This window comes from Epibacterium ulvae (assembly GCF_018678075.1).
Classification (GTDB): domain Bacteria; phylum Pseudomonadota; class Alphaproteobacteria; order Rhodobacterales; family Rhodobacteraceae; genus Epibacterium; species Epibacterium ulvae_A.
In genome coordinates this window covers 32,964-56,823 of the sequence record NZ_JAHHIR010000014.1, presented here as the reverse complement: position 1 = coordinate 56,823, position 23,860 = coordinate 32,964, and the positions used below count along the sequence as shown (strand labels likewise).

Genomic DNA, 23,860 nt, shown 5'->3' with positions numbered 1-23,860 from the left:
TTAGCCTCCAAAACGGGTAAAGGGGCGGATCTCCATACCGTCCTGGATCTGGCTGACCCCGGCGGCAATCACCTGTTCACCGGGCTGCAAACCGTCCAACACCTGCACCTTGTCGCCCTTGGCCTCACCCAGGGTGACATCACGGCGGCTGACGGTGTTGTCGGCCCCCACAACCCAGACAAAGGGGGCGCTGTCGGGCGTTGCCGCCAGTGCGGTGATCGGAATGCGCATCGCCTGTGCCTCAGCCGCGGCGGTGGCGGTCACCTGACCGGCCATTCCGGGCAACAAGATCACATCCTCGGGCTGCGGCACCGCCACACGCCCGCGATAGGTCTGGGTGCTGGCGTCTGCCTGCAGGGCAAATTCCACCACTTCGGCCACCACCGGATCGCCGTCAATGGCGTCGAAACTGGCGGTGTTGACGATCTGGTCGACCCCGCCTGCGGTCAGCACCGTAACATCGGGGCCCGGCACATCAAAGGTCAGATGCAAGGGCTCCAGTTTTTGCAGCAACGCCACGGTCTGGCCGGCCTGAATGTTGGTGAAATTGTCAATATCGCGCCGCCCTATCATCCCGTCAAACGGGGCAACCAGCGTGGCATCTGCCAGATTGTTGCGCGCCACCTGCAGCTGCGCCTCGACTGTGCCAAGGGCCGCTTCGCCCGCCGCCACCTCTTCGTCGCGCGCGCCCAGCTGACCCAGGGCCAGCTGCTCTTTTTGCGCTTCCAGATTGGCGTCAGCCACCCGCAAATTGGCCTCATCCGTGTCCAGCGTGGCTTGCGAGGCAACGTTGCGCTCAACCAATTGGCGTGTGCGCTCCGCCTGCTCCAGGGCCTGATCATATTGCGCCTGGGCCGAGGCAACCGCGGCCTCAAGGGCGGCAATTTCCTCGGGCAACAGCCCCGCCTTTAATTCCGCCAACTGAGCCGCCGCCTGGTCGCGCTGGCTTTCAAGCTGGGCCACTTGGGTCTGGAAATCACGCAGATCAAGCTGGGCAATCACATCGCCCTTAGCCACCTGCATCGAGCCGCGAATGGGCAGCTCCAACACCCGACCACTGACCCGAAACGACAGCTCCACCTCCTCGGATGGCAGCACAATGGCGGGGTAGGTGCGGCTGACCTTGCCGCTATCTTCTTCCACCGTAAACACTTTTGCCGGTCGTGCGACGTCCTGAGCTAACCCCGGTGCCGCTGGCAAGGCCAGGCAAAGGGCGGTGATAAAATATGGCTTGAAATTAAACATTTAACAGCTCCAAGATCTGCGTGTTTAATCAGAGCATAACGCAGGCACACAATCTGGGAAGTGGGTTTTAATGGGTATGACCTTAATTGGGCAAATATTTCACGGATCCGGACTGCTGGTTGTCAGCGCCCTGATCCATGTCGTGATCCTTGCGGGCAGCATCCGGTTCACGGTGTTTGTGGGGGAGCGGCTGGACGGAACCCGGCGCTGGCTGCATGACAATGCGATCCTTGCGGTCGGCGTTCTGTGCATGGTTCTGGCCCACGCGTTTGAGATCTGGATATGGGCGCTGGCCTTCATCTGGACCGGCGCGATCGAGGGGCTGGAGACCGCGTTTTATTTCGCCCTCGTCACCTATACGACCCTTGGATATGGCGACATCACATTGGAGCCGGGGGTGCGGATCTTTGCAACCTTTGCGGCAATCACCGGGCTTTTGTGTTTCGGCATCAGCACCGCGTTTCTTTTGGGCGTGATTGTGCGCCTGTTCCCCAATATCCCGACGGGCCCCCGATGAGGGGGGCATTTTTTACGATCCGTTGCGCTTTGACCGTACGATCAATTGTTTCGCGTGCGAAACATTGCAAGCATTCCTTAACCCTTTTGCGAGGCTGCGGCGCTGTCATGCTGGGTGAAGGCGGTTAACAACCCGAAATACTGGTAAGTCACCGCTAGAACGCAAAACCCCCGGCCTGTGGGGGCCGGGGGTCGGAAAACGACACCTCAAAAAGAGGGATGTCTGATTACTTTGCCGCTTGTGCCAATGCGGTGGAGCGTTCAACGGCGGCCTTTTGGTCGCCTTCCTGATCCGCAGTCACAAGCGACGGCTGGAAGCGCACCATCTCAATCTCGGTTACGCCAATGGTGTTCAGCCACCAGGTCAAATAGGCCGAGTGATAATCTGCACCATATTTCGCATCCGCACCCGGCGCATAAACGCCAGCGGTGTAAAAGACGCGGGCGGTTTTGCCTTTGAGCAGGCCGAAATACCCCTCTTCGGGACCAAAACCAAAGGTCAGACCGGGCTGGGTGATGATGTCGATATATTGCTTCAGACGATAGGGAATGCCGCCGTTCCACATGGGCACCGACAGGACATATTCATCGGCTTGGGTAAAGCGTTCGGTGATGGCCACCACGTGATCCCAGGCGGTCTGGCGCTGGCCGTCCATTTCACCCACGCCAAAGAACGTCATCTTGGCCGCAGCTTTGTCACCGTCAAATTCAGGCAACTCCGCGTCCCACAGGTCGATGACGTCGATCACCGCATTTGGGTTCTCTTTCTCAACGGTGTCGAGATAGGCATTGGCCAGTTTCGACGATTGCGAGTCCGCGCCACGTGGTGAGGCCACGATGTGCAAAATACGCTTGGGCTGGGCTGCAGGGGCCGTGGCTGGTGTCGCAACAGGTGTGCGTTTGCCAAGCAGGAAGTTCCAAAATTTCATCAATCATCTCCGCGACAAATAGGTCCGGCCTATGGGAGCGGTGCCCTGAAATCGCTGTGAACTGCGGCCCCGTAACACCGTCAAAAGCCAGTTTTGATGGTTGCACTTGTGATAACCGTTAAAAATCCACTTTGCAAGTTACATGATCGTGACAGGATTGAAGCATTCGTCGGTACTTTACCCTGCTCGGATCAGTGCCTATAACGCGGGCCATGTCCCATCGTGTGGCCAACATTATTCGAATTATGAACCCGGCGCTCTGATCCCTTTCGGGAGCATGCGAGACGCCGGGCAAAGGTGCTTGAGACTTCGCACCGTTCCGAATATCCAAATTTCGACAGATCATTCAAAGGACGCCACACATGTGCGCCGACACGCCCGAATACAAAGACACGCTGAACCTTCCGAAAACCGACTTCCCCATGCGCGCAGGCCTGCCCAAGCGCGAGCCCGCATGGTTGGATCGTTGGGAGAAAATCGGTGTTTATGATCGCCTGCGGGAAAAAGAGGGCCGCACCCCCTTTACCCTGCACGATGGCCCGCCTTATGCGAACGGTCACCTGCACATTGGTCACGCGCTGAATAAAACGATCAAGGATATGATCGTCCGCTCCCACCAGATGATGGGGTTTGATGCGCGTTATGTGCCGGGCTGGGACTGTCACGGCCTGCCGATCGAGTGGAAGATCGAAGAGAAATACCGCAAGAAGGGCAAGAACAAAGACAACGTACCCGTTGTTGAGTTCCGCCAGGAATGCCGCGCCTTTGCCGATGAATGGGTAAAGATCCAGCGCGAAGAGTTCAAACGTCTTGGCATCACTGGCAATTGGGAAGATCCCTATCTGACCATGAACTACCACGCCGAAGCGGTGATTGCGGATGAGTTCATGAAGTTCCTGATGAACGGCACACTGTATCAGGGCTCCAAACCGGTGATGTGGTCGCCCATGGAAAAAACCGCCCTGGCCGAGGCCGAGGTGGAGTATCACGACAAGGAAAGCTTTACCATCTGGGTGAAGTTCAAGGTCGCGGAACCTGCGGACCACAAACTGGCCGGTGCCTATGTGGTGATCTGGACCACAACGCCCTGGACCATGCCGTCAAACAAAGCGGTCGTGTACGGCGAAGACATTGCCTATGGTCTCTATGAGGTCACCGGCACCCCGGATGAGAGCTGGGTGAATGTGGGCGACAAATACGTTCTGGCCGACAATCTGGCGGCGGATGTGTTCAAACGCGCCCGTCTTGAAGAAGGACAATACACCCGCGTCAGCGATGTTCCGACCGAGGATCTGGCGGGTATCGGTCTGACCCACCCGTTGGCCGGAGCCGAAGGGGGCAATGGCGAATGGGACGGTATCCGCGACTTCCGCGCTGCCGAATTTGTCACCGACACCGAAGGCACCGGTTTTGTGCACTGCGCGCCGTCTCACGGTATGGAAGAGTTTGAGCTCTACCGTGATCTGGGCATGTTGGAGCAGGTCATCACCTATAACGTCATGGATGATGGTGGTTTCCGCGCGGATCTGCCGTTCTTTGGTGGCAAATACATCCTGAACCGCAAGGGCGGTGAGGGCGATGCCAACAAGACCGTCATCGACAAGCTGGTCGAAGTCGGCGGCTTGATGGCGCGCGGCAAGATCAAACACAGCTACCCGCATTCCTGGCGCTCCAAGGCTCCGATCATCTATCGCAACACGCCGCAGTGGTTTGCCGGTGTGGATCGCAAACTGGATGATGGCATGGGGCAGATGGGCGATACCATCCGCGAACGCGCGCTGCGTTCCATTGACGAGCTGGTGACCTGGACACCGCAAACCGGCCGCAACCGCCTGCATTCGATGATCGAAAGCCGCCCCGACTGGGTGCTGTCGCGTCAACGTGCCTGGGGTGTGCCGCTGACTTGTTTCACCAAATCCGGCGCGCTGCCGACGGATGCGGATTTCCTGCTGCGCAATGATGAGGTCAACGCCCGCATCAAAGCCGCGTTCGAGGAGCACGGTGCCGACGTTTGGTATGAGGATGGCTTCAAGGCCAAGATGCTGGACGGGATCGCCGACCCGGATGCCTATGATCAGGTGTTTGATGTTCTGGACGTCTGGTTTGACTCTGGCTCGACCCACGCTTTTGTGCTGCGCGACCGTGAAGACGGGACCGAGGACGGTATTGCTGATGTCTATATGGAAGGCACCGACCAACACCGTGGCTGGTTCCATTCGTCCCTGTTGCAGGCCTGTGGCACCAAGGGGCGCGCGCCTTATAAAAACGTGGTGACGCATGGGTTTACCCTGGATGAGAAGGGCATGAAAATGTCCAAATCCCTGGGCAACACCATCGTGCCCGAGGCCGTGGTTAAACAATATGGCGCCGATATTCTGCGTCTGTGGGTGGCGCAAGTTGACTATACCGCCGATCAGCGGATCGGTCCGGAAATCCTGAAGGGCACCGCCGACAGCTATCGCCGTCTGCGCAACACCATGCGGTTCATGCTTGGCTCGCTGGGGGACTTCACCGAGGACCAACGTGTGCAGCCCGCCGATATGCCCGAGTTGGAGCAATGGGTGCTGCACCGGATGGCCGAGCTGGATCACACCGTGCGCGAGGGCTACAAAGCCTTTGATTTCAATGGCGTGTGGCAGGCGATCTTTAACTTTGCCACTGTGGATCTGTCGGCGTTTTACTTCGATATCCGCAAGGATGCGCTCTATTGCGATGGGGACACGCTGAATGCACGGGCTGCGCGTTCGGTTCTGGATCTGCTGTTCCACCGTCTGACCGCATGGCTGGCACCGGTTCTGGTCTTCACCATGGAAGAGGTCTGGTTGGAGCGCTATCCAGGCGATGACAGCTCGATCCATCTGACCGATATGCCGGACACGCCACGCGATTGGCTGAACGAGCCTCTGGCCGCCAAATGGACCAAGATCCGTCAGGCGCGCCGCGTTGTGACCTCGGCTCTGGAAGTGCAACGTACAGACAAGGTGATCGGGGCCTCTCTGGAAGCCGCGCCTGTCGTGCATGCGCGCGAGGCGGATGTGTTGGAGGCGCTGCAGTCGGTGAATTTTGCCGATGTCTGCATTACCTCGGACATCAGCCTGACCATCGACCCAAGCCCGGCGGAAGCCTTCCGCATGCCCGAAGTGGACGGTGTCTCGGTCGTGTTTGAAAAGGCCGACGGTGAGAAATGCCAACGCTGCTGGAAGATCCTGCCAGACGTCGGCAAATTCGCCCATCCCGGTGTCTGTGGTCGTTGTAACGACGCGCTGGGCTGATTTCGTCGGTCATATTCTCGTGAGAGGGGCGTCCGCTGGGCGCCCTTTTTTGTCGGATCTTGCATCTAGTCTACTACGGCACTTGGGAGGTGTAATGCAATCACTGGTAGTCTTTGCACCCGTCCAATTGCTGGTCTTTGCGGCGCCTTTGCGGCTGAAAATCACCCGTAAAACATGGGGCGAATGTGTTGGGTGACTATTCATGTCGCAGCTGAGTGTATGTCGATTTGAGAGAGACACTAAATGTTGACCCACTTACTATGAATGGTTAAGAAACCCTTAACGAATTGGAGATTTTCGGTGGTGGCTCGCAATTCGGGTGCCAGTTTTTGGGGGATGCATATTTCATGCAAGAGCAATTGAAGAATGCCAAAGTAAAGCCAGCGGCAAACGCAGCGGATGCGGGCCAGGTTCAGGTCAAAAGCGTTTCGTCGACTGGGAACATCAAGATTTCTTTGAAGTCCACGCCAGACGAGCAAGATAAAACCAAAAAAGCTGATGCGACACCTGCCAGTGTTGAACAGCTCAGGGTTGCAAAAAATAAGACTGCAAAAGTTAGCCCCGCGAAGGCGGTAAACGCCAGTCCGGCAAAAGCGCTCAATGCCAAGATCAGCAAACCCTCTGCAGGGATGACGCCGAAATCTTTGGCCTCTGCCAGTGCGCAAAGCGATGCGGCTTTTGCGTTGGATGGCAAAGCAGGGCGGTCGCCTTCGCTCAAGCCATTAGGATTGGCGGCAGCTGCGCTGGGCGTTCTTGCCTTAGGGTTAGGGGTTTTGCAATTTGCAGGCGGTAAGTCCGAGGCGATTGCGCAGGGGGAGGTCATTGCCGTACAGACCGCGCCCGTGCCCGCAGCTGTAGAAGCACTCGCAGTCGCCGCGTCGGTCGAAATTGCTGCTGGCGAAACCAATGACCCGGTTCTGGCGGTCAAGGCAGAAATAGTACCCGCCCCCGAGCCGTCGTTGACCAATCTTGAACCTGTTTCCGCAGTTGTTTTTGAACCACGTGTTACAACCAGTGTGCCAGAGGCGACCTTAGGGGTTGAAACTGTGGCAAAAGACGCTGTGCCCGAGATTGTGACACCGAGTGTCGCGCCAGACAAGGCGGCGATTGTGGCGCCGGTGGCGGTTGTACAAGAGAGCGTCGAGCAGACTGAAGCGTCTGGCGATCTGATGCAGGAGGCAATTTCCGCCGCGATGAGCAAGTTGGGAAGCCCTGCGGAAGTCGTGTCAGCTCCAGTGGAGGCCGCAGTTGCAATCCCGGCAGCTCAGGCTATTGCCGAGGTTGAAGAGGCCGCGCCTGCGCCCGCAGCTAGGGTTGAATCGGAAGAGAGCGCAGGCCCACATGTTTCTACCGCGCAAAAACTGTTGTTGGTGAGCAATCTGTCGTCGCTGCCAGACGATGCCAAAGACAGGGATGTGGCGCTTGTTGAGAAAATGACCCTCGGGACACTCGCGGCGCTGAAAAGCCCCAAGGCGACTGCTTCGAAAGTCGATGCCGAGCCTGTCTATATTTTTGATCTGGTTGTTAAGGCGCTGGCAGACGGGCTGAGCGAGGATGAAATAGATGCCGCGCTGAATGAGGCTTATGCCGCAGGGCAGGTAACGGTTCCTTCCAGTCTGGTTCTGGCGGATGGGCGCGTTGACAGCCCAACAATCTTGGCTCTGTTTGCGAACTAATAAGACAGTCAACTTCGACTGGGCGTGATCCGAGGGGCAGGCCCAGCCGCATCTTCTTCTGAGAAAAATAACTTTTGCGGTGTCTGCACACCGTGCTGCCATGCCTTTAGGGGGACACATGAAGAACTATATTACTGCCGCTGTTTTGGGGTTGAGCACCCTTGCTGCACAATCCGCCGCTGCTGAGACCTGTGGTGGGATCTATACCGTTCAATCCGGCGACAGCCTGTCGCTTATTGCAGACCGGCTGTTCAAAGACGTGGGAAAGTGGAGCGTGATCCACACCCAGAACATTAAAGCCATTGGAGCTCGTCCTAATGCAATCCGGGTTGGCATGAATTTGAACATCCCCTGCCTTGACGGCCTGCCAACTGGTTTGGAAGGTGGTAAGCTCATCGCGGATGCAGAGCCAACTGCAGCACAACCCGTCGAGATTGCGCAAGGCAACGCCGCGGTGCGGCACAAGATTAACCTGCTAACTGCAGATGATTTTGAACCTTTTACCGGCAAGGAACTGCACGCCGGCGGCCTGATGACCGAGATCGTGGAAGCAGCGATGAAAGCGGCCGATCCGTTAGATGGTTACGCGATCCATTGGGTGGATTTGTGGACCTCGCATGAGGAACCACTGTTGTCCAACGCGCTCTTGGATGCTGGTTTTCCTTGGTACAAACCGGATTGCGTGAACGACCCAGAGGCTGAGCGGTGCGTGAACTTCCATTTCTCGGACCCGATGTTCGAGGTGCTGGTCTTGATGTTTACCGACAAAGATCGCCCGCTGACGTTCTCCAAGGACGAAGACCTTTTTGGTAAGACCTTCTGTCGCCCACAGGGGTATGAAGCCTATTTGTTTGACCAGGACGGTCGCAACTTATTACGCGATGGCAAGGTCACACTGGTTCAACCGCTGACGCCAACCGAATGCTATGAAATGGTACTGGCCGGTGAGGCGGATGCTACGGTGATGAATGAATTCACCGGTCGCGCTCATATTGCCGAGTTAGGCCTAACTGACGAGTTTACAGTTGTCCCGGAACCTATCGCGATCCAAGCATTGCATGTGATTGTTCACAAGACCCATCCGGAAGCGGAAAAAATTCTAGATTTGGTGAACGACGGGCTACGTGAAATCCATGATACTGGCGCCTATCAGGCGATCATCGAACAGCATATGGCCCGCATCTGGGCCGGGTTCTAAGGGGGCGGGCATGCACAAGCTGTTGTTTCCTGGGATCCTTCGCGTTGTGTTGGCCTTGGGGTTTGCCCCCTCGGCTGCCTTTGCGATCTGTAATGTCGACTATGTTGCCAAGCCTGGCGACAACTTGTTTTCTATCGCCGAGGAACATTATGGCGATCGCGAACGGTGGAGCCTGATCTATTACCGCAACCAACGTCTGCTTGCGGCATCGACGGTCATTCCGGGCCGGACCCTGTTTATTCCGTGCCCAGAAGAAGAGATCGTGCCTGACGCCACGCCGTTGCGCAAAGTCGACGCTGAGATGACCTTGCTGACTGGTGGTAACTTTGGCCCGTTTTCAGGGCAGGATCTGCCGGGGCAGGGGATGGTGACAGAACTGGTCAATGCCGCGCTGGAGTTGGCGCCGTCACCAGTGTCATATGCGGTAAGCTGGGAGGACGATTGGTCCCAGCATTTGTTCCCTATGCTGGATGACAAGCAGTTCGACATGGGCTTTCCTTGGATCAAGCCTGATTGTGAAGCGGATCCTGCACATGAGCGCTGCGTGAGGTTCCACTTCTCTGACCCGGTGGTGAGCTTGCCGATGATGTTGTTCGTGGATGCAGAGCGGCCGTTCGCATTTACAGAGACATCGGACCTGAATGGTAAAACCATCTGTCGGCCCGTGTCGTTTTCCGGGCACAACCTAGATGAAACGAAGCGTTCCTGGATGACAGAAGCAGACGTGACCATTGTCAACCAACCGCAGCCGCAGGGGTGTTTTGCCTTGCTGCATGATGGCGATGTGGACGCGGTTGCGATGAACCTGTTCCTTGGCGTTGAAACCATCGTTGCGGAGGGCCTGCGCGAGCAGGTGGTGCCTTTGGAGCGTCCCATTTCGCAGGAAGATCTGAGCGTGGTGATTTCCAAACGTCACTGGCGTGGCACCTCGCATTTGTACCGGGTGAATGCGGGCCTAAAAGCACTGCGGGATAGCGGTCGGTTCGAACAGATCATGACCCGGCATTTGGAAGCGTTCTGGTCGCAGATCCAGTAAGGCGTCCTTTGGCGTGAATGGCTTTAAAGGTAGCCGTTCACGCGCATTTTCAGAACGTAACGGCGCTGTTCTTCCGCCATGGCGCTGGCAGGTAGCGGACCTCAGTAAAGGCCGCTGCGGATGTCACGCACGGCATCCAGGGCCTTTTGGTGTTCAGAGCGTTCTTGCGGGTTGTTGATACGGTTTTGCACCGCTTGCTCCATCGTGACATTGCCGGGCAGGTAGCGGGCGTTCTGCGCTTCATAAAGCTTTTGCGCGTATTGGCGGCTGGCGTCGGTGATAACGGGCGCTTTTTCCCCCATATTCCGGTAACCGGCATCCGGCGTGTCCTGGGTCGGCATGACTTTGGTTCCGCCGTGGCCGTTCAGGTGGCTGTTCATCTGACGATAAACGCTGACGCTGGTGGTGTTTGTAACGCCATTTACTGCAACCATTATCTTAACCTTTCCTAACAACTCTTAAATACGTTTTACGCGAATTTTAGGAAAAGCGGGGCGCACTTAAGGCGAATGGTTAACAATTTCGGCTAGTGCGTTAACCAATGGGAGGTTGCTATGATGTCGGGACACAAGATATGGTGGTCTCGGGCGCGTTGATCGCGATAAATGCCGTAAGCCGTTTAAAAACAACGTAAAATTTTAGAGGAATCTATGCGAACTTCTTCACTTTTGACCCCGGTTGGACGGATGTTTGTGAGCGAAAATGCAGGGTATTTGGTGCGTCTGACCTGGGAAGGGGTCGAGACCGAGACGACGGATCTGCTCAGCGAAGCCCTGCGCCAGCTAGAGGCTTATTTTGCCGGGCGTCTGCAGGAATTTGATCTGCCGATGCAGCTCGCAGGCAGCGCGTTTCAGCAAAAGGTCTGTGCCGCGATGCAGGCTATCCCCTTTGGTGAGACGCGACAGTATGGCGATATAGCGCGTGACCTGGGCGGTGCAGCGCAGCCGGTGGGCAATGCTTGTGGCGCGAACCCGTTGCCAGTTCTGATCCCCTGTCACCGGGTGTTGGCGGCCAATGGACTGGGCGGGTTTTCCGGGGCAGGCGGCGTCGAGACCAAAGTCGCCCTGCTGCGCCATGAAGGGGCGGCAGGCCTGTTGATTTAGGGGGCGTTTTCATCCCGTTGGGGGATGATTTGTTGGACAATCCCAACCACCAGCAAATAGGCCGAGGTGATCACCAGTCCCCAATGGGCCCAGCTTTCGGGATGGAAATTGACCCAGGCCGCCCAACCCGCAAAGAAGGTCCAGGCCAGAGCCATCGGCAAAGACAATTTCCGCCAACGCACCGTGCGCACCGGGTGGATGAATTTGAGCGGCAGGAACATGGCCAACGCCAAGAGGGTCACCAGGGCCATGCTGGTCCAATGGCTGGGTTCAATCGCAAAGATCACCAGCACCAACATGTTCCAACATCCGGGAAAGCCGGAGAATGAGTTGTCCTTGGTCTTCATGCGGGTATCGGCGAAATACATGGCGGAGGCAAAGGTGATCACGATGATCGCCGCCCATCCGGTCCAGCCCGCCATGAGACCCGATTTGAACAGGGCAAAGGCCGGGATGAAAACATATGTCAGGTAATCAATGATCAGATCCAGCAGCACCCCGTCAAATTCGGGGGCAAAGCGGCGCACGTTGTAGTGGCGTGCGAGCGGGCCATCGATGCCGTCCACGGCAAAGGCCACCACCAGCCACAGGAACATCAGGTCCCATTTGGCTTCAACAGCGGCGAGCATGGCCAACATAGCAAAGACGGCGCCGGTTGCGGTTAAGAGATGTACGGATAATGCGCGGAACTGTGGTGTCATGTATCTGTGATGACGAATTTCAAGCAGCGCTTCAAGGGTGAAAGCGGCCCCCTCACGCGATGGTTGGCGCCGGGCTGCGGGTTGGCAGCCAGGCGTCAGCTCTTTACCTTGCGTGTTAGTGCAGCAGGCGTTTTGTCGGCGCGCCGTCGGTGGCGGTCAGGGCGGTAAAGGACAGGGAGGGGATGCCGTTGCTGGGCAGCTCGATCATGCGGCCACGGGGCGCGCGCAGGGGGCCTGGCAGCGGCGGGGTCGGTGATGTGGGCGCGCCATCGGCCATTTGGATCAGGAGGGCAGCGGGGACGTCAGAGGGCAGCATCAGGTGATTCCTTTCTGGAAAGCGGTGCCGCCAAGATGGCCCAGCAAGGTTAATGAGGCGCGCAGAATGCTGGCGCAATTTACCTTGCATTTTAACGGTTATCTTACTCAGGCCTTGGGGTGGGCGCGCCGATAGACATCCATCAGATGCGCCGTGTCGACTGCCGTATAGTTCTGCGTGGTCGAGAGCGACGCATGGCCGAGCAGTTCCTGAATGCTGCGCAGATCACCGCCTGCTTCCAGCAGATGGGTTGCAAAACTGTGGCGCAGGGCATGGGGCGTCGCCGTTGGTGGCAGGCCCAATTGGGCGCGGGTGCGTGCCACGGCTTTTTGGATCTGACTGGGCGACAATGCACCGCCGCGCACGCCGCGAAACAGCGGTTCATCGGCGGTCGGATCAAAGGGGCAAAGGTTCAGGTAGTCGTCAACCGCGGTACGGGCGATGGGCAGCACCGGGACGATCCGCTCTTTTTGACCCTTGCCGAGAATGCGTAGTACATTGGGCAGGGGGACATCGCGGCCCTGCAGCGACAGGGCCTCGGAAATGCGCAGCCCGCAGCCATAAAGCAGGGTCACCACAGCCACGTCCCGGGCGCTGACCCAAGGCGTTTCCGATTGCAGCGCCACCGTATCGAGCACCGCTTTGGCGGCATCTTCGGACAGGGGGCGGGGCAGTTTCTTGGTGAATTTTGGCGCGCGGGCCGACAGGACAGCGGTGGGTTCAAACCCTTCGCGTTCGGCCAGCCAACGGTAGAAAGCTTTGACCGAGGACAGCTTGCGCGCCAGCGACCGGGCACCGACTCCGTCGGCGCGGGTGGCCGCCATCCAGGCGCGCATGTCGCCCGTGGTGATCTCGGAGAGCGCCACCAACCCCTGTGGGCCGCCGAAATGAGCGCTCATGAAACCGAGGAAATCGCGCAGATCGCCCGCGTAGGCGGTGACCGTATTCTCCGACGCCCCCTGCAGCGCGCTGATACTGGCTAACCAGTTTTCAAGCGCGTCGCGGCAGGCGGGAGAGATCAGGGTCATGCCAGCCAGTTGCGCAATGTGCGTTCAAAGACACCGGAAAAGAAGGTCAGTAGATCGGTGCCGTGTTGGGGGGTGAATTGATGGGGGTCTTCTGAGCCAAAGACCAGCATCGCAGGCAGGCGGCCGGGGCCGAGATACAAGGTCATCACCGCCTCGGAACGCAGCCAAGACGCCTGTTCACCGTGAATCATTGGCTCGCCTTCGTGCAGTTGGCGCAGGGTGACCACAGGAGGCGGGGCGCTGCGGCCATCGCCGTTGTATTTCTGGATGAACCCGGCCGGCAGGATGCGCAACACGTCCGAGGCGCGGGTGACATCTTGTGACTCTTCGGCCGCGTTGCTTTCGAGCACGAGGGCCAACGCGTCGACATTCAGCGCCTCGGCCACCGGGCCGTCAAGGGCGGCGAGGAAGGCTTTGAAGTCCTGGGGATCCAGCATGGCCAGCACCGCGCGGTGGATCTGGTTGGTGCCGGCGAGGTTCTCATAGGCGGCAGCAATCACCGAGCGATGAGTGTCCTCTAGCCGGTCCAGCCGTGCCTCAAGCCGCGACATGGCGATGCCGCGCATATCCACAACATTTGCCCCCAATGCGCGATCATTGGCGGCCACCAGGGCCTCCATCACGCTGGGATCGTCCAGCACCACATCCGGTTTTTCCAGAATGACGGCGCGCAGGCGGTCTTCCAATTGGGCTGAACTGCTCATTCGTCTGCCTCTTATATATCTTGGAGGTGGTATATCACAGGCGGCGGTGCCTGTGCGAGGGTTTCTGTCGCCGCCGGTGGGGCGGCGGCATTTCAGCAAAAAGGCGCGCACCCGGTCAGGTACGCGCCAGCTATTTTGATGGTCCCGGATGGGAAAAGATCAGAGGATCTTGATATCTGCCGCTTTGATATCCGCCAGGAAGACAGACAGACCTTTGTCGGTCAGCGGGTGGTTGACCATGGATTTGATCACGGCGGGCGGTGCGGTGATCACGTCGGCACCGATGCGCGCCGAATCAAGAATATGGTTCACGGAGCGAATTGATGCCGCGAGGATCTCGGTTTCGAACCCGAAGTTGTCATAGATGATGCGGATGTCTTCGATCAGCTCCATCCCGTCCAGGTTGATGTCGTCCAGACGGCCCACAAACGGAGAGATAAAGGTCGCGCCGGCTTTGGCTGCCAAAAGCGCCTGATTGGCCGAGAAGCAGAGCGTCACATTGACCTTGTGGCCATCGTCGCTGAGGGTTTTGCAGGCCTTCAGACCATCCCATGTCAGCGGTACTTTTACGGTGATGTTTTCGGCGATTTCCAGCAGCTTGCGGCCTTCGGCGATCATTGTTTCCGCATCAACGGCGGTCACCTCGGCGGAGACGGGACCGTCGACCAGGTCGCAGATCTCCTTGGTCACCTCAATAATGTCGCGCCCGGATTTCTTGATCAGCGAGGGGTTGGTGGTCACACCATCCACCATGCCCAGATCGTTAAGCTCAGCAATCGCGTCGATTTCTGCGGTGTCTACAAAGAATTTCATACCTTCAGGTCCTTCTGATGGCTTGGCCTCGGTTCAACTTGGCTTTACCTGATAGGGAGCCCCGCGAAAACCCCGTTCGCCAAGAGGGCTCTATTATTCACAGTTGGCCGCGAGAGTCCCCGTATTTTGTCCATGCCCGAACCTAGCGATGATCCAGAGTTCTTTCAGGCCGGTGCGCGTGTCGGCGTGTTGACCAGCCAGCCGCTGGATCGTCTGTTGGATTACAAAGCGCCAGAGGGCGGCTGTTTTCGCGGTGCATTTGTTGAGGTGCCGCTAGGCCCGCGCAAGGTTCTGGGGGTGGTTTGGGGGCCGGGGGCGGGTGATTTCGACCTGGCCAAACTGCGGGCCGTGATCCGGGTGCTGGATGTGGCCCCGATGCGCGATGAGATGCGCAATTTCCTGTCCAAAGCGGCTGATTATACCCTGACGCCGATGTCGTCGATGCTGCGTCTGGCCACCCGCGCGCCGGGCCTGTCGGATCCGCCGTCGATGCGCAAAGTGCTGCGATTGGGCAGCCAGACCCCCGACCGGATGACCGACGCCCGTGAGCGGGTTTTGGCGGTGATGGAGGAGTTTGGCGGCCTGTCCTTCACCCCCAAGGAGTTGTCGGACATGGCAGGCGTGACCGCATCGGTGGTCAAGGGGCTGGTGAAACAGGGCGCCCTGATCGAGGTGGAGACACCGCGCGATCAACCCTATCCGCATCTGGACCCCGAACTGCCCAGCAAGACCCTGACCGACGACCAAGCTGCGGCCGCGGCCACGCTGGACGAAACTGTCAAAAGCGGCGCCTATGGCACCACGCTTTTGAAAGGGGTCACCGGGTCGGGCAAGACCGAGGTTTATCTGGAGGCGGTCGCCGCCTGTCTGCGGGCCGGACGGCAGGCGCTGGTCCTGTTGCCGGAAATCGCGCTGACGGCAGAGTTCCTGAAACGGGTTGAGGCGCGGTTTGGCGCGACGCCGGCGGAATGGCATTCCGGGGCGACGATGACCGAACGCCGCCGGGTCTGGCGCATGGTTGGGCAGGGTGCGGCGCAGTTGGTGATTGGCGCGCGCTCGGCCCTGTTTCTGCCGTATCGTGATCTGGGATTAATCATCGTCGATGAGGAACACGACACATCCTACAAACAAGAAGACGGTGTTTTGTACAATGCCCGCGACATGGCGGTGCTGCGGGCGGCCATGTGTTCGGCGCAGGTGGTTTTGGCTTCGGCCACGCCATCGCTGGAAAGCTGGGCCAATGCGCAGGCCGGGAAGTATCGCCGCCTTGATCTGACGTCGCGGTTTGGCGCCTCCGTTCTGCCCGAGATGCGGGCGGTGGATATGCGCAACGAAGCGCTGCCGTCGGGGACCTGGATATCACCCACATTGCGGCAGGCGATGCAGCTGCGGCTGGAACGCGGCGAACAATCGCTGTTGTTCCTGAACCGCCGTGGCTTTGCGCCGGTCACCATCTGTCGCGCCTGCGGCACCCAGGTGGCCTGTGACAATTGCGATGCGCGGATGGTGGAGCACCGGTTCCTGAAACGGCTGATGTGCCATCAATGTGGGGAGACCAAGCCGGTGCCCACGGAATGCCCTTCCTGCAAGGTCGAGGGCAAGATGGCGCCAGTGGGCCCCGGTATTGAACGTTTGGGCGAAGAAGCCGCTGGCCTGTTTCCCGAGGCGCGGATTGCGGTGTTGAGCTCTGATCTGTTTGCCTCGGCGCGCGCCTTGAAATCCCGGATCGAGGAGATCGCAGCCGGGGAAGCCGACATCATCCTTGGCACGCAATTGGTTGCAAAAGGGCACAATTTTCCGCTGCTCACCCTGGTCGGGGTGATTGATGCGGATCTGGGGCTGCAGGGGTCAGATTTACGAGCCGGGGAGCGGACGTTCCAGCTGATGCGGCAGGTGGCTGGCCGGGCGGGTCGCGCCGAACGCCCCGGTGAAGCCTTGATGCAGAGCTTTCAGCCCGAACACCCGGTGATCCGCGCGATCTTGTCCGGAGATGAAGAAGAGTTCTGGCGGGCCGAAGCCGAACAGCGCCGTGTGGCGGGCGTGCCGCCCTATGGGCGAATGGCGGGAATTGTCTTGTCCGGCCCGGACTTGGCGCAGGTTTTTGATCTGGGCAATCATCTGGCGCGCAACAATGGCGCGCTGGTGCAGGTCGGCGCGCAGTTGTTTGGACCCGCCCCTGCACCCATTGCGCGTATCCGTGGCCGTCATCGGGTGCGGTTGTTGATCAAGGCGGACAAGGGCGTGGCGCTGCAAGACGCCATCTCCCGCTGGTTGGCACCGGTCCCGCTGAAGGGGGATCTGCGTCTGAACGTGGATATCGACCCGCAGAACTTCTTTTGACGAGAAAAGACAGGTTTTTCCTGCCGGGCGCTTTAGCTTGGGGAGTTATGATTCTGGTTTTATTTTGAAAAAATTCTCGCAAATATTTTGCGAGTTATCAAAATGTCGAGTTTTGGAAACTTTAAGATACTAAAATTCTGCTGAGAGGTCGCAAAGTCACGCAGATTCGGTCTGTGGATAAGGTGTGAGTATGCTGTGCATCCTTTTCTGCAGCAGATGCTTGGTCGTTCACGGTTTCGTGGCTTGTAGGCCCGGGTGGAATGTCATGAAGTGGCTGGTATTTTTAGCAGCTAATTATTGGACCTGTCATGAGTGACACCGTCGCAACGCATCAGATAGGCCGCGCAAAAGTGGTCGAGACGTCTGATGCCATCGAAATCTTTGTCCCAACCCAATTTACGTTCAGGTGGTTTGCTTAGGAGCTCTATACGCATTCAATCCTTTTGATCAGATTTGGAGTGCAAGTATTGTTGGGTGTGCAAAAAGACCTTGTTTGGGTTTGGCCGGCGCACATCCTACTTTTTTGCTTTTTTATAGTTAGAGGGATTGCGTGGCTTACGTGTGGGACCGGATATGCGCGGTTTTCAGAGCAAACAGTTGTTCTGGACGAGGCCATCCGAAAACCACCGCAGCGGGGGCGCAGGTTGCGGGCATTAGATGTAAGCGTTCTGAGGGTTGATCTATCCGGCGAAATGCCTGCACGTGCGATCTGGCAAGTGGGTGTGTTTTCATCTGGCTGCATCGTTTTTAACAATAACACCCTTGGAGCCCTTCAACCGAATACCCTTCGCTTTGGGCGCGGTCTGACGCAGGAAGAGGCCCAGAAAATCGTCGAATTGGTCACCACACGCTTCCCGCAATTTGGGGCTTAGAAACTGCGGCGATTGCGTATCGGTACAATGTTTGCGATGTTAATTGCCTTGTGGCACGCCGCGTGAAATCCATTTGAAAACAGAAGAATACTCCGCTCTGCGCATCTGTGCAGAGGGGGCTGTGCAAGGTGCCCCCTCTCGCCAGAGGGAAAAAAAGCGCGTATGGGGAGCGCATGTTTAGACAAGTCTCTCTCTCTGATATTGATCAGCTGCCGCGCTGGCGCCAACCTGTGGTGCTGTTGTTCCTGATGGCTTTGGCCATGCCGATGGCGTTTAATGCGTGGAGTGCGCTGCTCAATAACTTTGTGATTGAGATGGCCCAGTTTGATGGGCGCGATATTGGCCTGCTGCATACGGTGCGCGAGATCCCCGGCTTTTTGGCGATTGGTGTGATCTTTATCATCCTGTTTGTGCGCGAGCAGGTCTTGGCCGTGGTCTCCTTGTTGCTGCTGGGTGTTGCGACCGCGATGACGGCGTGGTTTCCGTCGATGGGCGGGATCTTGATGATCACGTTACTGTCGTCGATCGGCTTTCATTATTATGAGACGGTGAACCAATCGCTGCAGCTGCAATGGCTGAGCAAGGAGCGCGCACCGCAGGTTCTGGGCTGGCTGTTGTCGGCGGGATCCATTGCAACGCTGGTGGTCTATCTGGCGATTGAACGGCTGTGGAAGCCTTTTGATCTGAGTTATGACATTGTTTATATGACGGCCGGCGGGGCCTCGGTTCTGTTGACGCTGGTCTGCCTGTTTGCGTTTCCACAGTTCGAAGCGCCGACGCCGCAGGTGAAAAAGCTGATCCTGCGCAAACGCTACTGGCTCTATTATGCGCTGCAGTTCATGGCGGGCGCGCGGCGGCAGATCTTTGTGGTGTTTGCGGGCTTTATGATGGTCGAGAAATTCGGCTTTGAGGTGCATGAGATCACCCGCCTGTATCTGATCAACCTGATGATCAATATCGTGGCCGCGCCGTTGCTGGGCAAACTGGTGTCCAAATTTGGCGAACGGCGCACGTTGATTGTGGAATACGCCGGGCTGGCGATTGTGTTTGCGGCCTATGGCGGTGTCTATTGGTTCGGCTGGGGCGTAATGGTTGCGGCGTTCCTTTATGTGGTGGATCACATCTTCTTTGCCATGGCGCTGGCGTTGAAGACCTATTTCCAAAAGATCGCTGACCCTGCGGATATTGCCCCCACCGCTGCCGTGGCCTTTACCATCAACCATATCGCGGCCGTGTGCCTGCCGGTGCCCTTGGGGATCTTGTGGGTTTTGTCACCGGGGGCGGTGTTCACGTTGGCGGCGGGCATGGCGCTTATTTCGCTGAGCCTTGCGCTGATGATCCCGCGTCATCCGGTGCCGGGCAATGAGACCATCTTTGCCCTGTGGCGGGGCGCGGCACCGGCCGAATAGGGCAAATCCGCTTGACCTCTGCCGGACTGGGCCCTAGGCGCGGAGGCAGAGTTTCAGGAGATCCGCCATGCCCACCTTTACTGCCCTGACCACATTGACCGGAAAATCCCAGGCCGAAGCGCTGGGGGATGCGATGGAGACATTGACCCCGGAGCCCACCGGCGTTGGCGTGTTCGAGGTCGAAGACGGATCGGGCCTGTGGGAAGTGGGCGGCTATTTCATCGAAGAACCTGACTTGGCCGGGCTGGCGCTGTTGGCGACCATCCACGGTGCCAAGCATTTTGCGGTGTCGGAATTGCCGGAAACCGATTGGGTTGCCCATGTAAAGCGTGAGCTGCAGCCGGTCGAGGCGGGACGCTTCTTTGTCTATGGCAGCCATGACGCCGATAAAGTGCCCGCCGATAGCGTGCCATTGTTGATCGAGGCGGCGATGGCGTTTGGCACCGGCCACCACGGCACCACGCTGGGCTGTTTGCTGGCGCTGGATCATCTACTAAACGAAGGCTTTGTGGGCAAGAAGGTTGCCGACATTGGCTGTGGCACCGCAGTTCTGGCCATGGCAGCGGCGCGCGTCTGGGACGGCGATTTCATCGCCTCGGACATTGATGAGGTCGCAGTTGAGGTGGCGATTGCCAATCTCAAGGCCAATGACATGGCCGGCGCGGTGCATTGCGTCGAGGCTGCGGGCTTTGACCATCCCGATCTGGCCGCCAAAGCGCCGTTTGATCTGATCTTTGCCAATATCCTAAAGGGGCCGCTTGTGGCCCTGTCCCCCGATGTCTCAGCCCATCTGCGCGACGGCGGACATGCGATTCTGTCGGGGATTCTTAACGAACAGGCTGACGAGGTGATCGAGGTTTATTCTCAGAATGGAATTAATCTTGTGAAACGTGATGTGATTGGTGAATGGACCACGCTGCTTTTGCGCAAATAGGGCGGAATTGGGCCAATTCTCTCTGAATTTTAACAAACTTTGGTATAGTTGCTTAACCGTTAGCGAACCCGCACTCACTTTCGATGTGCGACAGGTTAGGAGGCAACTATGGGTGAACACATTGGCGAGTTTCGGTCCCGACTGTCCCGTCTGGATCGTAAGTACAAAGGCATGAGCGCTGGCTATGACGCCAAGCTGCGCTCGGATGGATTGATCGTGATCACGCCGCGCAAAGCAAAACGCCGCATGGCGCTGTTGCCGATTGCGGTGTTCCTGCTGGGGTTTGTGGCCTTCAAAGGGTTTCTGCTGCTGTCGTTGGGGCCAACCGGTTACGACGAACGGGTGGCGCGCCTGCAGGAGGGAACCGGCGTAGAACAGGTTGGTGCATTTGTGATGCAGTCTGATCCGCTGAGCACGCTGGTCGCCGAACAGATGGGATCTGTCCTGCAATAAGAACGACGCCGCGTGCATCACTTTGATGCGCGCCGACATGAAAACGCCGCCACCCGGAGAAGCCGGGGGCGGCGTTTCGCGTTTCTGCTCGATGTATTTTATCGGCCCGATTGGGGTCGGGCCATTTATGGTTAGATCTGGCGATCTGTGCAGGTCAGCCGATCGATGTCGCAGCGGGTCAGGCCAATATCGGCCAGCTCGCGGTCGTTCAGGGACAGCAGCAGGTGACGCGTGCGGGTGTCTTCGCGTTTGGCCATTGCCCAGGCCAAAAAGCCGCGCACGGCAGCGGTCAGGGATGTCAAAAGGCCCAACGGGCCACGGGCGGAGGGGGCGAAATTCAAAGCTGCCATTTCCGTGTCCTCAATGATGCAGCGCCCGGTGCGCGCTGTCTTTAAATTGTTACAAATCCAGATCGTGGGGATCTAAGGGCTCGGCCGCATGGCTGCAAGCGATGCTTGGGCAATCCTACTATGCTGAAAACGCATAGCTCTTCTGGCAGGCTGCGCGGGTGCGGTGGCAAAAGCAATTGGACATGTTCGCCTTTTGTGCTTATCGTGGCGCGCAATAACAAACACAAACAAAGGCCGGGCAAAGATGCGGATATTGGGCATTGATCCGGGGTTGCGCACCCTGGGATGGGGCGTGATCGAGGCGCAGGGCACGCGGCTTAGCCATGTGGCCAACGGGTTGTGCAAATCGGATGGTGATGATCTGGGCGAGCGGCTGTTGTCGCTGCACAATCAGGTCACCGAGGTGATCGAAGCCTATGCGCCGGATCAGGCCGCCATCGAACAGACATTTGTGAACAAAGACGGTGCTGGCACGCTCAAGCTGGGTCAGGCGCGCGGGGTGGCCTTGTTGACCTTGGCCAAGGCCGGGCTGCCGGTGGGGGAATATGCTCCGAACCGGGTGAAAAAGACAGTCGTCGGCGTCGGCCACGCGGCCAAGGAACAGGTGCTGCATATGATCAAGTTGCAGCTGCCGGGCTGTGCCCCCAAAGGGATGGATGCCGCAGATGCGCTGGCGATTGCGATCTGTCACGCCTATTACGGTGGAAGCAAGCAGCGACAATTGAAAGAGGTGCGCGCATGATCGGCAAGCTGACAGGCCGGCTGGAGTATAAAGCCCTGGATCACATTCTGATCGATGTGCGCGGTGTGGGCTATATCGTCTATTGTTCGGACCGTACCCTTGCTGGGCTGCCCGGCGTGGGGGAGGCGGTGGCGCTTTATACCGATATGGTGGTGCGCGAAGATCTGATGCAGCTTTATGGCTTTCCCTCGCTGGTGGAAAAGGAATGGCACCGCCTGTTGACCTCGGTTCAGGGGGTTGGGGCCAAGGTGTCTTTGGCGATCCTGGGCACCTTGGGGCAAGACGGCGTCAGCCGCGCCATCGCGCTGGGGGATTGGGCCAGTGTAAAAGCGGCCAAGGGCGTGGGCCCCAAGACCGCGCAGCGTATTGTGCTGGACCTCAAGGACAAGGCACCGGGCGTAATGGCCATGGGCGGCACCATTAGCGAGGCGATGGATAGCCCCGGTCTGGATGTGGTTGAGGTGGTCGAACCTACTGCGGGCCCCAAACGCAAAGCGACCAAGCCCAAAGCGCCAACAGGTGCTGCGGCTGCATCCGCTGGTGCGCTCTCAGCCCTTGGTAATCTGGGCTATGCACCGTCCGAGGCAGCCGCTGCCGTGGCCGAAGCCGCAGGTGAACACCCGGATGCGGGCGAGCCCGAGCTGATCCGCGCAGCGCTCAAGCTTTTGGCTCCGAAAGAATGATGTCATGTGGGTTGTGAAACAGAAGGAAAACGGTGCGTCGCGGTGTGTGATCGCTATGGCTCAGTGCCGAAAAGAGGCTTGCCATGATTGACTTCGATCCCACATTGCGCCCCGATCCGCTGCCCGAAGATGGCGCGCCCGAGGTGGACCGCGCCCTGCGACCGCAAGGTCTGGGTGAGTTCATTGGTCAGGCTGAGGCACGTGCCAACCTGCGCGTCTTTATCCAATCGGCCCGCCAGCGGGGCGAGGCGATGGACCATACCTTGTTTCATGGCCCTCCCGGTCTCGGCAAAACAACGCTGGCACAGATCGTGGCGCGTGAATTGGGGGTGAACTTTCGCATGACCTCCGGTCCGGTACTTGCCAAGGCGGGCGATCTGGCGGCGATCCTGACCAACCTAGAAGCGCGCGATGTCTTGTTCATCGATGAGATCCACCGGCTGAACCCGGCAGTGGAAGAGGTGCTTTATCCGGCGATGGAAGATTTCGAGCTGGATCTGGTGATTGGCGAAGGCCCGGCTGCGCGCACGGTGCGGATCGAGCTGCAACCCTTTACGCTGGTGGGGGCGACCACACGTATGGGGCTGTTGACCACGCCTCTGCGGGACCGATTTGGCATCCCCACGCGGCTCCAGTTTTACACGGTGGATGAGCTGTTTGAGATCGTGAGCCGCAATGCACGCAAGCTGGGCGCACCCGCTGATGACGGCGGCGCCCGTGAGATTGCGCGACGCGCAAGGGGCACCCCAAGGATCGCCGGACGGCTCTTGCGCCGCGTGGTGGACTTTGCGGTTGTTGAGGGCGATGGCACCATCACCAAGGCCCTCGCCGACGGTGCGTTGACGCGACTGGGGGTCGACCAGCTTGGCCTGGATGGGGCGGATCGGCGCTATCTGACGTTGATTGCCGAGAACTACAGTGGTGGCCCGGTGGGGATCGAGACGTTGTCGGCGGCCTTGTCGGAGAGCCGTGATGCGCTGGAGGAGGTGATCGAGCCCTATCTGTTGCAGCAGGGACTGATCCAACGCACCCCACGTGGGCGCATGCTGGCGCAGAAGGCGTGGATGCATCTGGGGATCGCGCCGCCGAAATCGCAGAGTGATCTGTTCACGTAGGTCGAGGCGCAGGGCGGCCTGTTCGTTGGGGACGTAATGTGATGCGCAGTGTTGATGAGTTGTCTCAGGTCTCACAAGACGTGTCGGACATTTATGCGGCCCGGTTTGGGATCGAACGGGACGCTGTCTGGCATATGGCTGAAACTCAGCGAAGAGCAGGGTGAGTTGCAGGCGGCCTATCTCAAACTCAATGGCCAAGGGCGGAGCGAGGCCGATGCCGCGAGCCTGCGTCAGGCACTGGAGGAGGAGGTCGCCGATGTCTTGGCCCAGCTTCTGTTGTTCGCGCGCTGGCAGGAGAACGACATTCCGCAGGCGGTGATGCGCAAGTGGGGCAAATACCTCGACTAAGAACCGCAGCGGACCAAAGACCGCCCCTAACGTGGGCCACACCCGCGCCGCGTCAGCGGCGCCTGGCCCAACGCGGC

General features: G+C 58.5%; 23 protein-coding genes. 14 read left to right on the top strand and 9 right to left on the bottom strand.

Annotated features, from left to right (window positions below; all coding sequences use genetic code 11):
- Positions 1 to 1,245 (bottom strand): efflux RND transporter periplasmic adaptor subunit, encoded by a 1,245-nt coding sequence (locus KMP13_RS03920; RefSeq protein ID WP_215264253.1) that lies wholly within the window; start codon positions 1,243 to 1,245, stop codon positions 1 to 3.
- A 70-nt stretch (positions 1,246 to 1,315) separates the two neighbouring features.
- On the opposite strand from KMP13_RS03920, the gene KMP13_RS03915 reads away from it, so the two are divergent.
- Positions 1,316 to 1,762, top strand: a complete 447-nt coding sequence (locus KMP13_RS03915) for an ion channel (RefSeq protein WP_251363673.1) — start codon at positions 1,316 to 1,318, stop codon at positions 1,760 to 1,762.
- Between the two features lie 226 nt (positions 1,763 to 1,988).
- Here the strand turns inward: KMP13_RS03915 and KMP13_RS03910 are convergent, their stop codons facing one another.
- On the bottom strand, positions 1,989 to 2,690 hold the full coding sequence (locus KMP13_RS03910) for an FMN-dependent NADH-azoreductase (protein WP_215264252.1): 702 nt from the start codon (positions 2,688 to 2,690) through the stop codon (positions 1,989 to 1,991).
- 362 nt (positions 2,691 to 3,052) lie between these two features.
- Between KMP13_RS03910 and ileS the strand changes: the two genes are divergently transcribed.
- From ileS to KMP13_RS03890, 4 genes are all read left to right on the top strand, one after another.
- Positions 3,053 to 5,962: an isoleucine--tRNA ligase gene (gene ileS, locus KMP13_RS03905; protein WP_215264251.1), complete on the top strand. Its 2,910-nt coding sequence runs from the start codon at positions 3,053 to 3,055 to the stop codon at positions 5,960 to 5,962.
- A gap of 347 nt (positions 5,963 to 6,309) precedes the next feature.
- Complete coding sequence (locus KMP13_RS03900; RefSeq protein WP_215264250.1) at positions 6,310 to 7,638, top strand: hypothetical protein; 1,329 nt, start codon at positions 6,310 to 6,312, stop codon at positions 7,636 to 7,638.
- Positions 7,639 to 7,756: 118 nt separating this feature from the next.
- A complete protein-coding gene (locus KMP13_RS03895; RefSeq protein ID WP_215264249.1) occupies positions 7,757 to 8,836 on the top strand; it encodes a transporter substrate-binding domain-containing protein in 1,080 nt (359 codons plus the stop codon).
- A 10-nt stretch (positions 8,837 to 8,846) separates the two neighbouring features.
- Positions 8,847 to 9,872: a transporter substrate-binding domain-containing protein gene (locus KMP13_RS03890; protein ID WP_215264248.1), complete on the top strand. Its 1,026-nt coding sequence runs from the start codon at positions 8,847 to 8,849 to the stop codon at positions 9,870 to 9,872.
- A gap of 101 nt (positions 9,873 to 9,973) precedes the next feature.
- Here the strand turns inward: KMP13_RS03890 and KMP13_RS03885 are convergent, their stop codons facing one another.
- Positions 9,974 to 10,306 (bottom strand): hypothetical protein, encoded by a 333-nt coding sequence (locus KMP13_RS03885; protein WP_215264247.1) that lies wholly within the window; start codon positions 10,304 to 10,306, stop codon positions 9,974 to 9,976.
- 216 nt (positions 10,307 to 10,522) lie between these two features.
- Here KMP13_RS03885 and KMP13_RS03880 point away from each other — a divergent pair, with 216 nt between their 5' ends.
- Positions 10,523 to 10,975: a methylated-DNA--[protein]-cysteine S-methyltransferase gene (locus tag KMP13_RS03880; RefSeq protein ID WP_215264246.1), complete on the top strand. Its 453-nt coding sequence runs from the start codon at positions 10,523 to 10,525 to the stop codon at positions 10,973 to 10,975.
- On the opposite strand, the gene KMP13_RS03875 is transcribed toward KMP13_RS03880, so the two are convergent.
- The 5 genes from KMP13_RS03875 to fsa all read right to left on the bottom strand — a co-directional run bounded on the left by KMP13_RS03875 (position 10,972) and on the right by fsa (position 14,537).
- The gene (locus KMP13_RS03875; RefSeq protein WP_215264245.1) at positions 10,972 to 11,676 is read right to left on the bottom strand and encodes a CDP-alcohol phosphatidyltransferase family protein; all 705 of its coding nucleotides are present in this window, start codon (positions 11,674 to 11,676) and stop codon (positions 10,972 to 10,974) included. The genes KMP13_RS03880 and KMP13_RS03875 overlap by 4 nt on opposite strands.
- Before the next feature lie 115 nt (positions 11,677 to 11,791).
- Complete coding sequence (locus KMP13_RS03870; RefSeq protein ID WP_215264244.1) at positions 11,792 to 11,992, bottom strand: hypothetical protein; 201 nt, start codon at positions 11,990 to 11,992, stop codon at positions 11,792 to 11,794.
- A gap of 107 nt (positions 11,993 to 12,099) precedes the next feature.
- Complete coding sequence (locus KMP13_RS03865) at positions 12,100 to 13,020, bottom strand: tyrosine recombinase XerC (protein ID WP_215264243.1); 921 nt, start codon at positions 13,018 to 13,020, stop codon at positions 12,100 to 12,102.
- A complete protein-coding gene (locus tag KMP13_RS03860) occupies positions 13,017 to 13,724 on the bottom strand; it encodes a DUF484 family protein (protein WP_215264242.1) in 708 nt (235 codons plus the stop codon). Before KMP13_RS03860 ends, KMP13_RS03865 begins: the two co-directional genes overlap by 4 nt.
- 159 nt (positions 13,725 to 13,883) lie before the next feature.
- Positions 13,884 to 14,537: a fructose-6-phosphate aldolase gene (gene fsa, locus KMP13_RS03855; RefSeq protein ID WP_215264241.1), complete on the bottom strand. Its 654-nt coding sequence runs from the start codon at positions 14,535 to 14,537 to the stop codon at positions 13,884 to 13,886.
- A 132-nt stretch (positions 14,538 to 14,669) separates the two neighbouring features.
- Here fsa and KMP13_RS03850 point away from each other — a divergent pair, with 132 nt between their 5' ends.
- The 4 genes from KMP13_RS03850 (at position 14,670) to KMP13_RS03835 (ending at position 20,545) form a co-directional block, all read left to right on the top strand.
- Positions 14,670 to 16,877, top strand: coding sequence for a primosomal protein N' (locus KMP13_RS03850; RefSeq protein WP_215264240.1), 2,208 nt, complete (start codon positions 14,670 to 14,672; stop codon positions 16,875 to 16,877).
- 1,045 nt (positions 16,878 to 17,922) lie between these two features.
- Entirely contained in the window at positions 17,923 to 19,158 is a 1,236-nt protein-coding gene (locus KMP13_RS03845; RefSeq protein ID WP_215264239.1) for an MFS transporter, read from the top strand.
- Between the two features lie 67 nt (positions 19,159 to 19,225).
- Positions 19,226 to 20,092: a 50S ribosomal protein L11 methyltransferase gene (locus KMP13_RS03840; protein ID WP_215264238.1), complete on the top strand. Its 867-nt coding sequence runs from the start codon at positions 19,226 to 19,228 to the stop codon at positions 20,090 to 20,092.
- 108 nt (positions 20,093 to 20,200) lie between these two features.
- Positions 20,201 to 20,545, top strand: coding sequence for a hypothetical protein (locus KMP13_RS03835; RefSeq protein WP_215264237.1), 345 nt, complete (start codon positions 20,201 to 20,203; stop codon positions 20,543 to 20,545).
- A gap of 131 nt (positions 20,546 to 20,676) precedes the next feature.
- Here the strand turns inward: KMP13_RS03835 and KMP13_RS03830 are convergent, their stop codons facing one another.
- Positions 20,677 to 20,895, bottom strand: coding sequence for a DUF1127 domain-containing protein (locus KMP13_RS03830; protein WP_215264236.1), 219 nt, complete (start codon positions 20,893 to 20,895; stop codon positions 20,677 to 20,679).
- Positions 20,896 to 21,139: 244 nt separating this feature from the next.
- On the opposite strand from KMP13_RS03830, the gene ruvC reads away from it, so the two are divergent.
- The 4 genes from ruvC to KMP13_RS03810 all read left to right on the top strand — a co-directional run bounded on the left by ruvC (position 21,140) and on the right by KMP13_RS03810 (position 23,783).
- A complete protein-coding gene (gene ruvC / locus KMP13_RS03825) occupies positions 21,140 to 21,637 on the top strand; it encodes a crossover junction endodeoxyribonuclease RuvC (RefSeq protein ID WP_215264235.1) in 498 nt (165 codons plus the stop codon).
- Positions 21,634 to 22,320, top strand: a complete 687-nt coding sequence (ruvA, locus tag KMP13_RS03820) for a Holliday junction branch migration protein RuvA (RefSeq protein ID WP_215264234.1) — start codon at positions 21,634 to 21,636, stop codon at positions 22,318 to 22,320. Before ruvC ends, ruvA begins: the two co-directional genes overlap by 4 nt.
- Positions 22,321 to 22,403: 83 nt before the next feature.
- A complete protein-coding gene (ruvB, locus tag KMP13_RS03815) occupies positions 22,404 to 23,435 on the top strand; it encodes a Holliday junction branch migration DNA helicase RuvB (RefSeq protein ID WP_215264233.1) in 1,032 nt (343 codons plus the stop codon).
- Between the two features lie 93 nt (positions 23,436 to 23,528).
- Positions 23,529 to 23,783, top strand: a complete 255-nt coding sequence (locus KMP13_RS03810; RefSeq protein ID WP_251363672.1) for a MazG nucleotide pyrophosphohydrolase domain-containing protein — start codon at positions 23,529 to 23,531, stop codon at positions 23,781 to 23,783.
- Positions 23,784 to 23,860: the final 77 nt, after the last annotated feature.

What these genes read in the sequence shown, in the direction of transcription:
- KMP13_RS03920 (WP_215264253.1), bottom strand. Translation starts at nt 1,245, where the DNA reads ATGTTTAATTTCAAGCCATATTTTATCACCGCCCTTTGCCTGGCCTTG.
- KMP13_RS03915 (WP_251363673.1), top strand. Translation starts at nt 1,316, where the DNA reads ATGGGTATGACCTTAATTGGGCAAATATTTCACGGATCCGGACTGCTG.
- KMP13_RS03910 (WP_215264252.1), bottom strand. Translation starts at nt 2,690, where the DNA reads ATGAAATTTTGGAACTTCCTGCTTGGCAAACGCACACCTGTTGCGACA.
- ileS (WP_215264251.1), top strand. Translation starts at nt 3,053, where the DNA reads ATGTGCGCCGACACGCCCGAATACAAAGACACGCTGAACCTTCCGAAA.
- KMP13_RS03900 (WP_215264250.1), top strand. Translation starts at nt 6,310, where the DNA reads ATGCAAGAGCAATTGAAGAATGCCAAAGTAAAGCCAGCGGCAAACGCA.
- KMP13_RS03895 (WP_215264249.1), top strand. Translation starts at nt 7,757, where the DNA reads ATGAAGAACTATATTACTGCCGCTGTTTTGGGGTTGAGCACCCTTGCT.
- KMP13_RS03890 (WP_215264248.1), top strand. Translation starts at nt 8,847, where the DNA reads ATGCACAAGCTGTTGTTTCCTGGGATCCTTCGCGTTGTGTTGGCCTTG.
- KMP13_RS03885 (WP_215264247.1), bottom strand. Translation starts at nt 10,306, where the DNA reads ATGGTTGCAGTAAATGGCGTTACAAACACCACCAGCGTCAGCGTTTAT.
- KMP13_RS03880 (WP_215264246.1), top strand. Translation starts at nt 10,523, where the DNA reads ATGCGAACTTCTTCACTTTTGACCCCGGTTGGACGGATGTTTGTGAGC.
- KMP13_RS03875 (WP_215264245.1), bottom strand. Translation starts at nt 11,676, where the DNA reads ATGACACCACAGTTCCGCGCATTATCCGTACATCTCTTAACCGCAACC.
- KMP13_RS03870 (WP_215264244.1), bottom strand. Translation starts at nt 11,992, where the DNA reads ATGCTGCCCTCTGACGTCCCCGCTGCCCTCCTGATCCAAATGGCCGAT.
- KMP13_RS03865 (WP_215264243.1), bottom strand. Translation starts at nt 13,020, where the DNA reads ATGACCCTGATCTCTCCCGCCTGCCGCGACGCGCTTGAAAACTGGTTA.
- KMP13_RS03860 (WP_215264242.1), bottom strand. Translation starts at nt 13,724, where the DNA reads ATGAGCAGTTCAGCCCAATTGGAAGACCGCCTGCGCGCCGTCATTCTG.
- fsa (WP_215264241.1), bottom strand. Translation starts at nt 14,537, where the DNA reads ATGAAATTCTTTGTAGACACCGCAGAAATCGACGCGATTGCTGAGCTT.
- KMP13_RS03850 (WP_215264240.1), top strand. Translation starts at nt 14,670, where the DNA reads ATGCCCGAACCTAGCGATGATCCAGAGTTCTTTCAGGCCGGTGCGCGT.
- KMP13_RS03845 (WP_215264239.1), top strand. Translation starts at nt 17,923, where the DNA reads ATGTTTAGACAAGTCTCTCTCTCTGATATTGATCAGCTGCCGCGCTGG.
- KMP13_RS03840 (WP_215264238.1), top strand. Translation starts at nt 19,226, where the DNA reads ATGCCCACCTTTACTGCCCTGACCACATTGACCGGAAAATCCCAGGCC.
- KMP13_RS03835 (WP_215264237.1), top strand. Translation starts at nt 20,201, where the DNA reads ATGGGTGAACACATTGGCGAGTTTCGGTCCCGACTGTCCCGTCTGGAT.
- KMP13_RS03830 (WP_215264236.1), bottom strand. Translation starts at nt 20,895, where the DNA reads ATGGCAGCTTTGAATTTCGCCCCCTCCGCCCGTGGCCCGTTGGGCCTT.
- ruvC (WP_215264235.1), top strand. Translation starts at nt 21,140, where the DNA reads ATGCGGATATTGGGCATTGATCCGGGGTTGCGCACCCTGGGATGGGGC.
- ruvA (WP_215264234.1), top strand. Translation starts at nt 21,634, where the DNA reads ATGATCGGCAAGCTGACAGGCCGGCTGGAGTATAAAGCCCTGGATCAC.
- ruvB (WP_215264233.1), top strand. Translation starts at nt 22,404, where the DNA reads ATGATTGACTTCGATCCCACATTGCGCCCCGATCCGCTGCCCGAAGAT.
- KMP13_RS03810 (WP_251363672.1), top strand. Translation starts at nt 23,529, where the DNA reads ATGCGGCCCGGTTTGGGATCGAACGGGACGCTGTCTGGCATATGGCTG.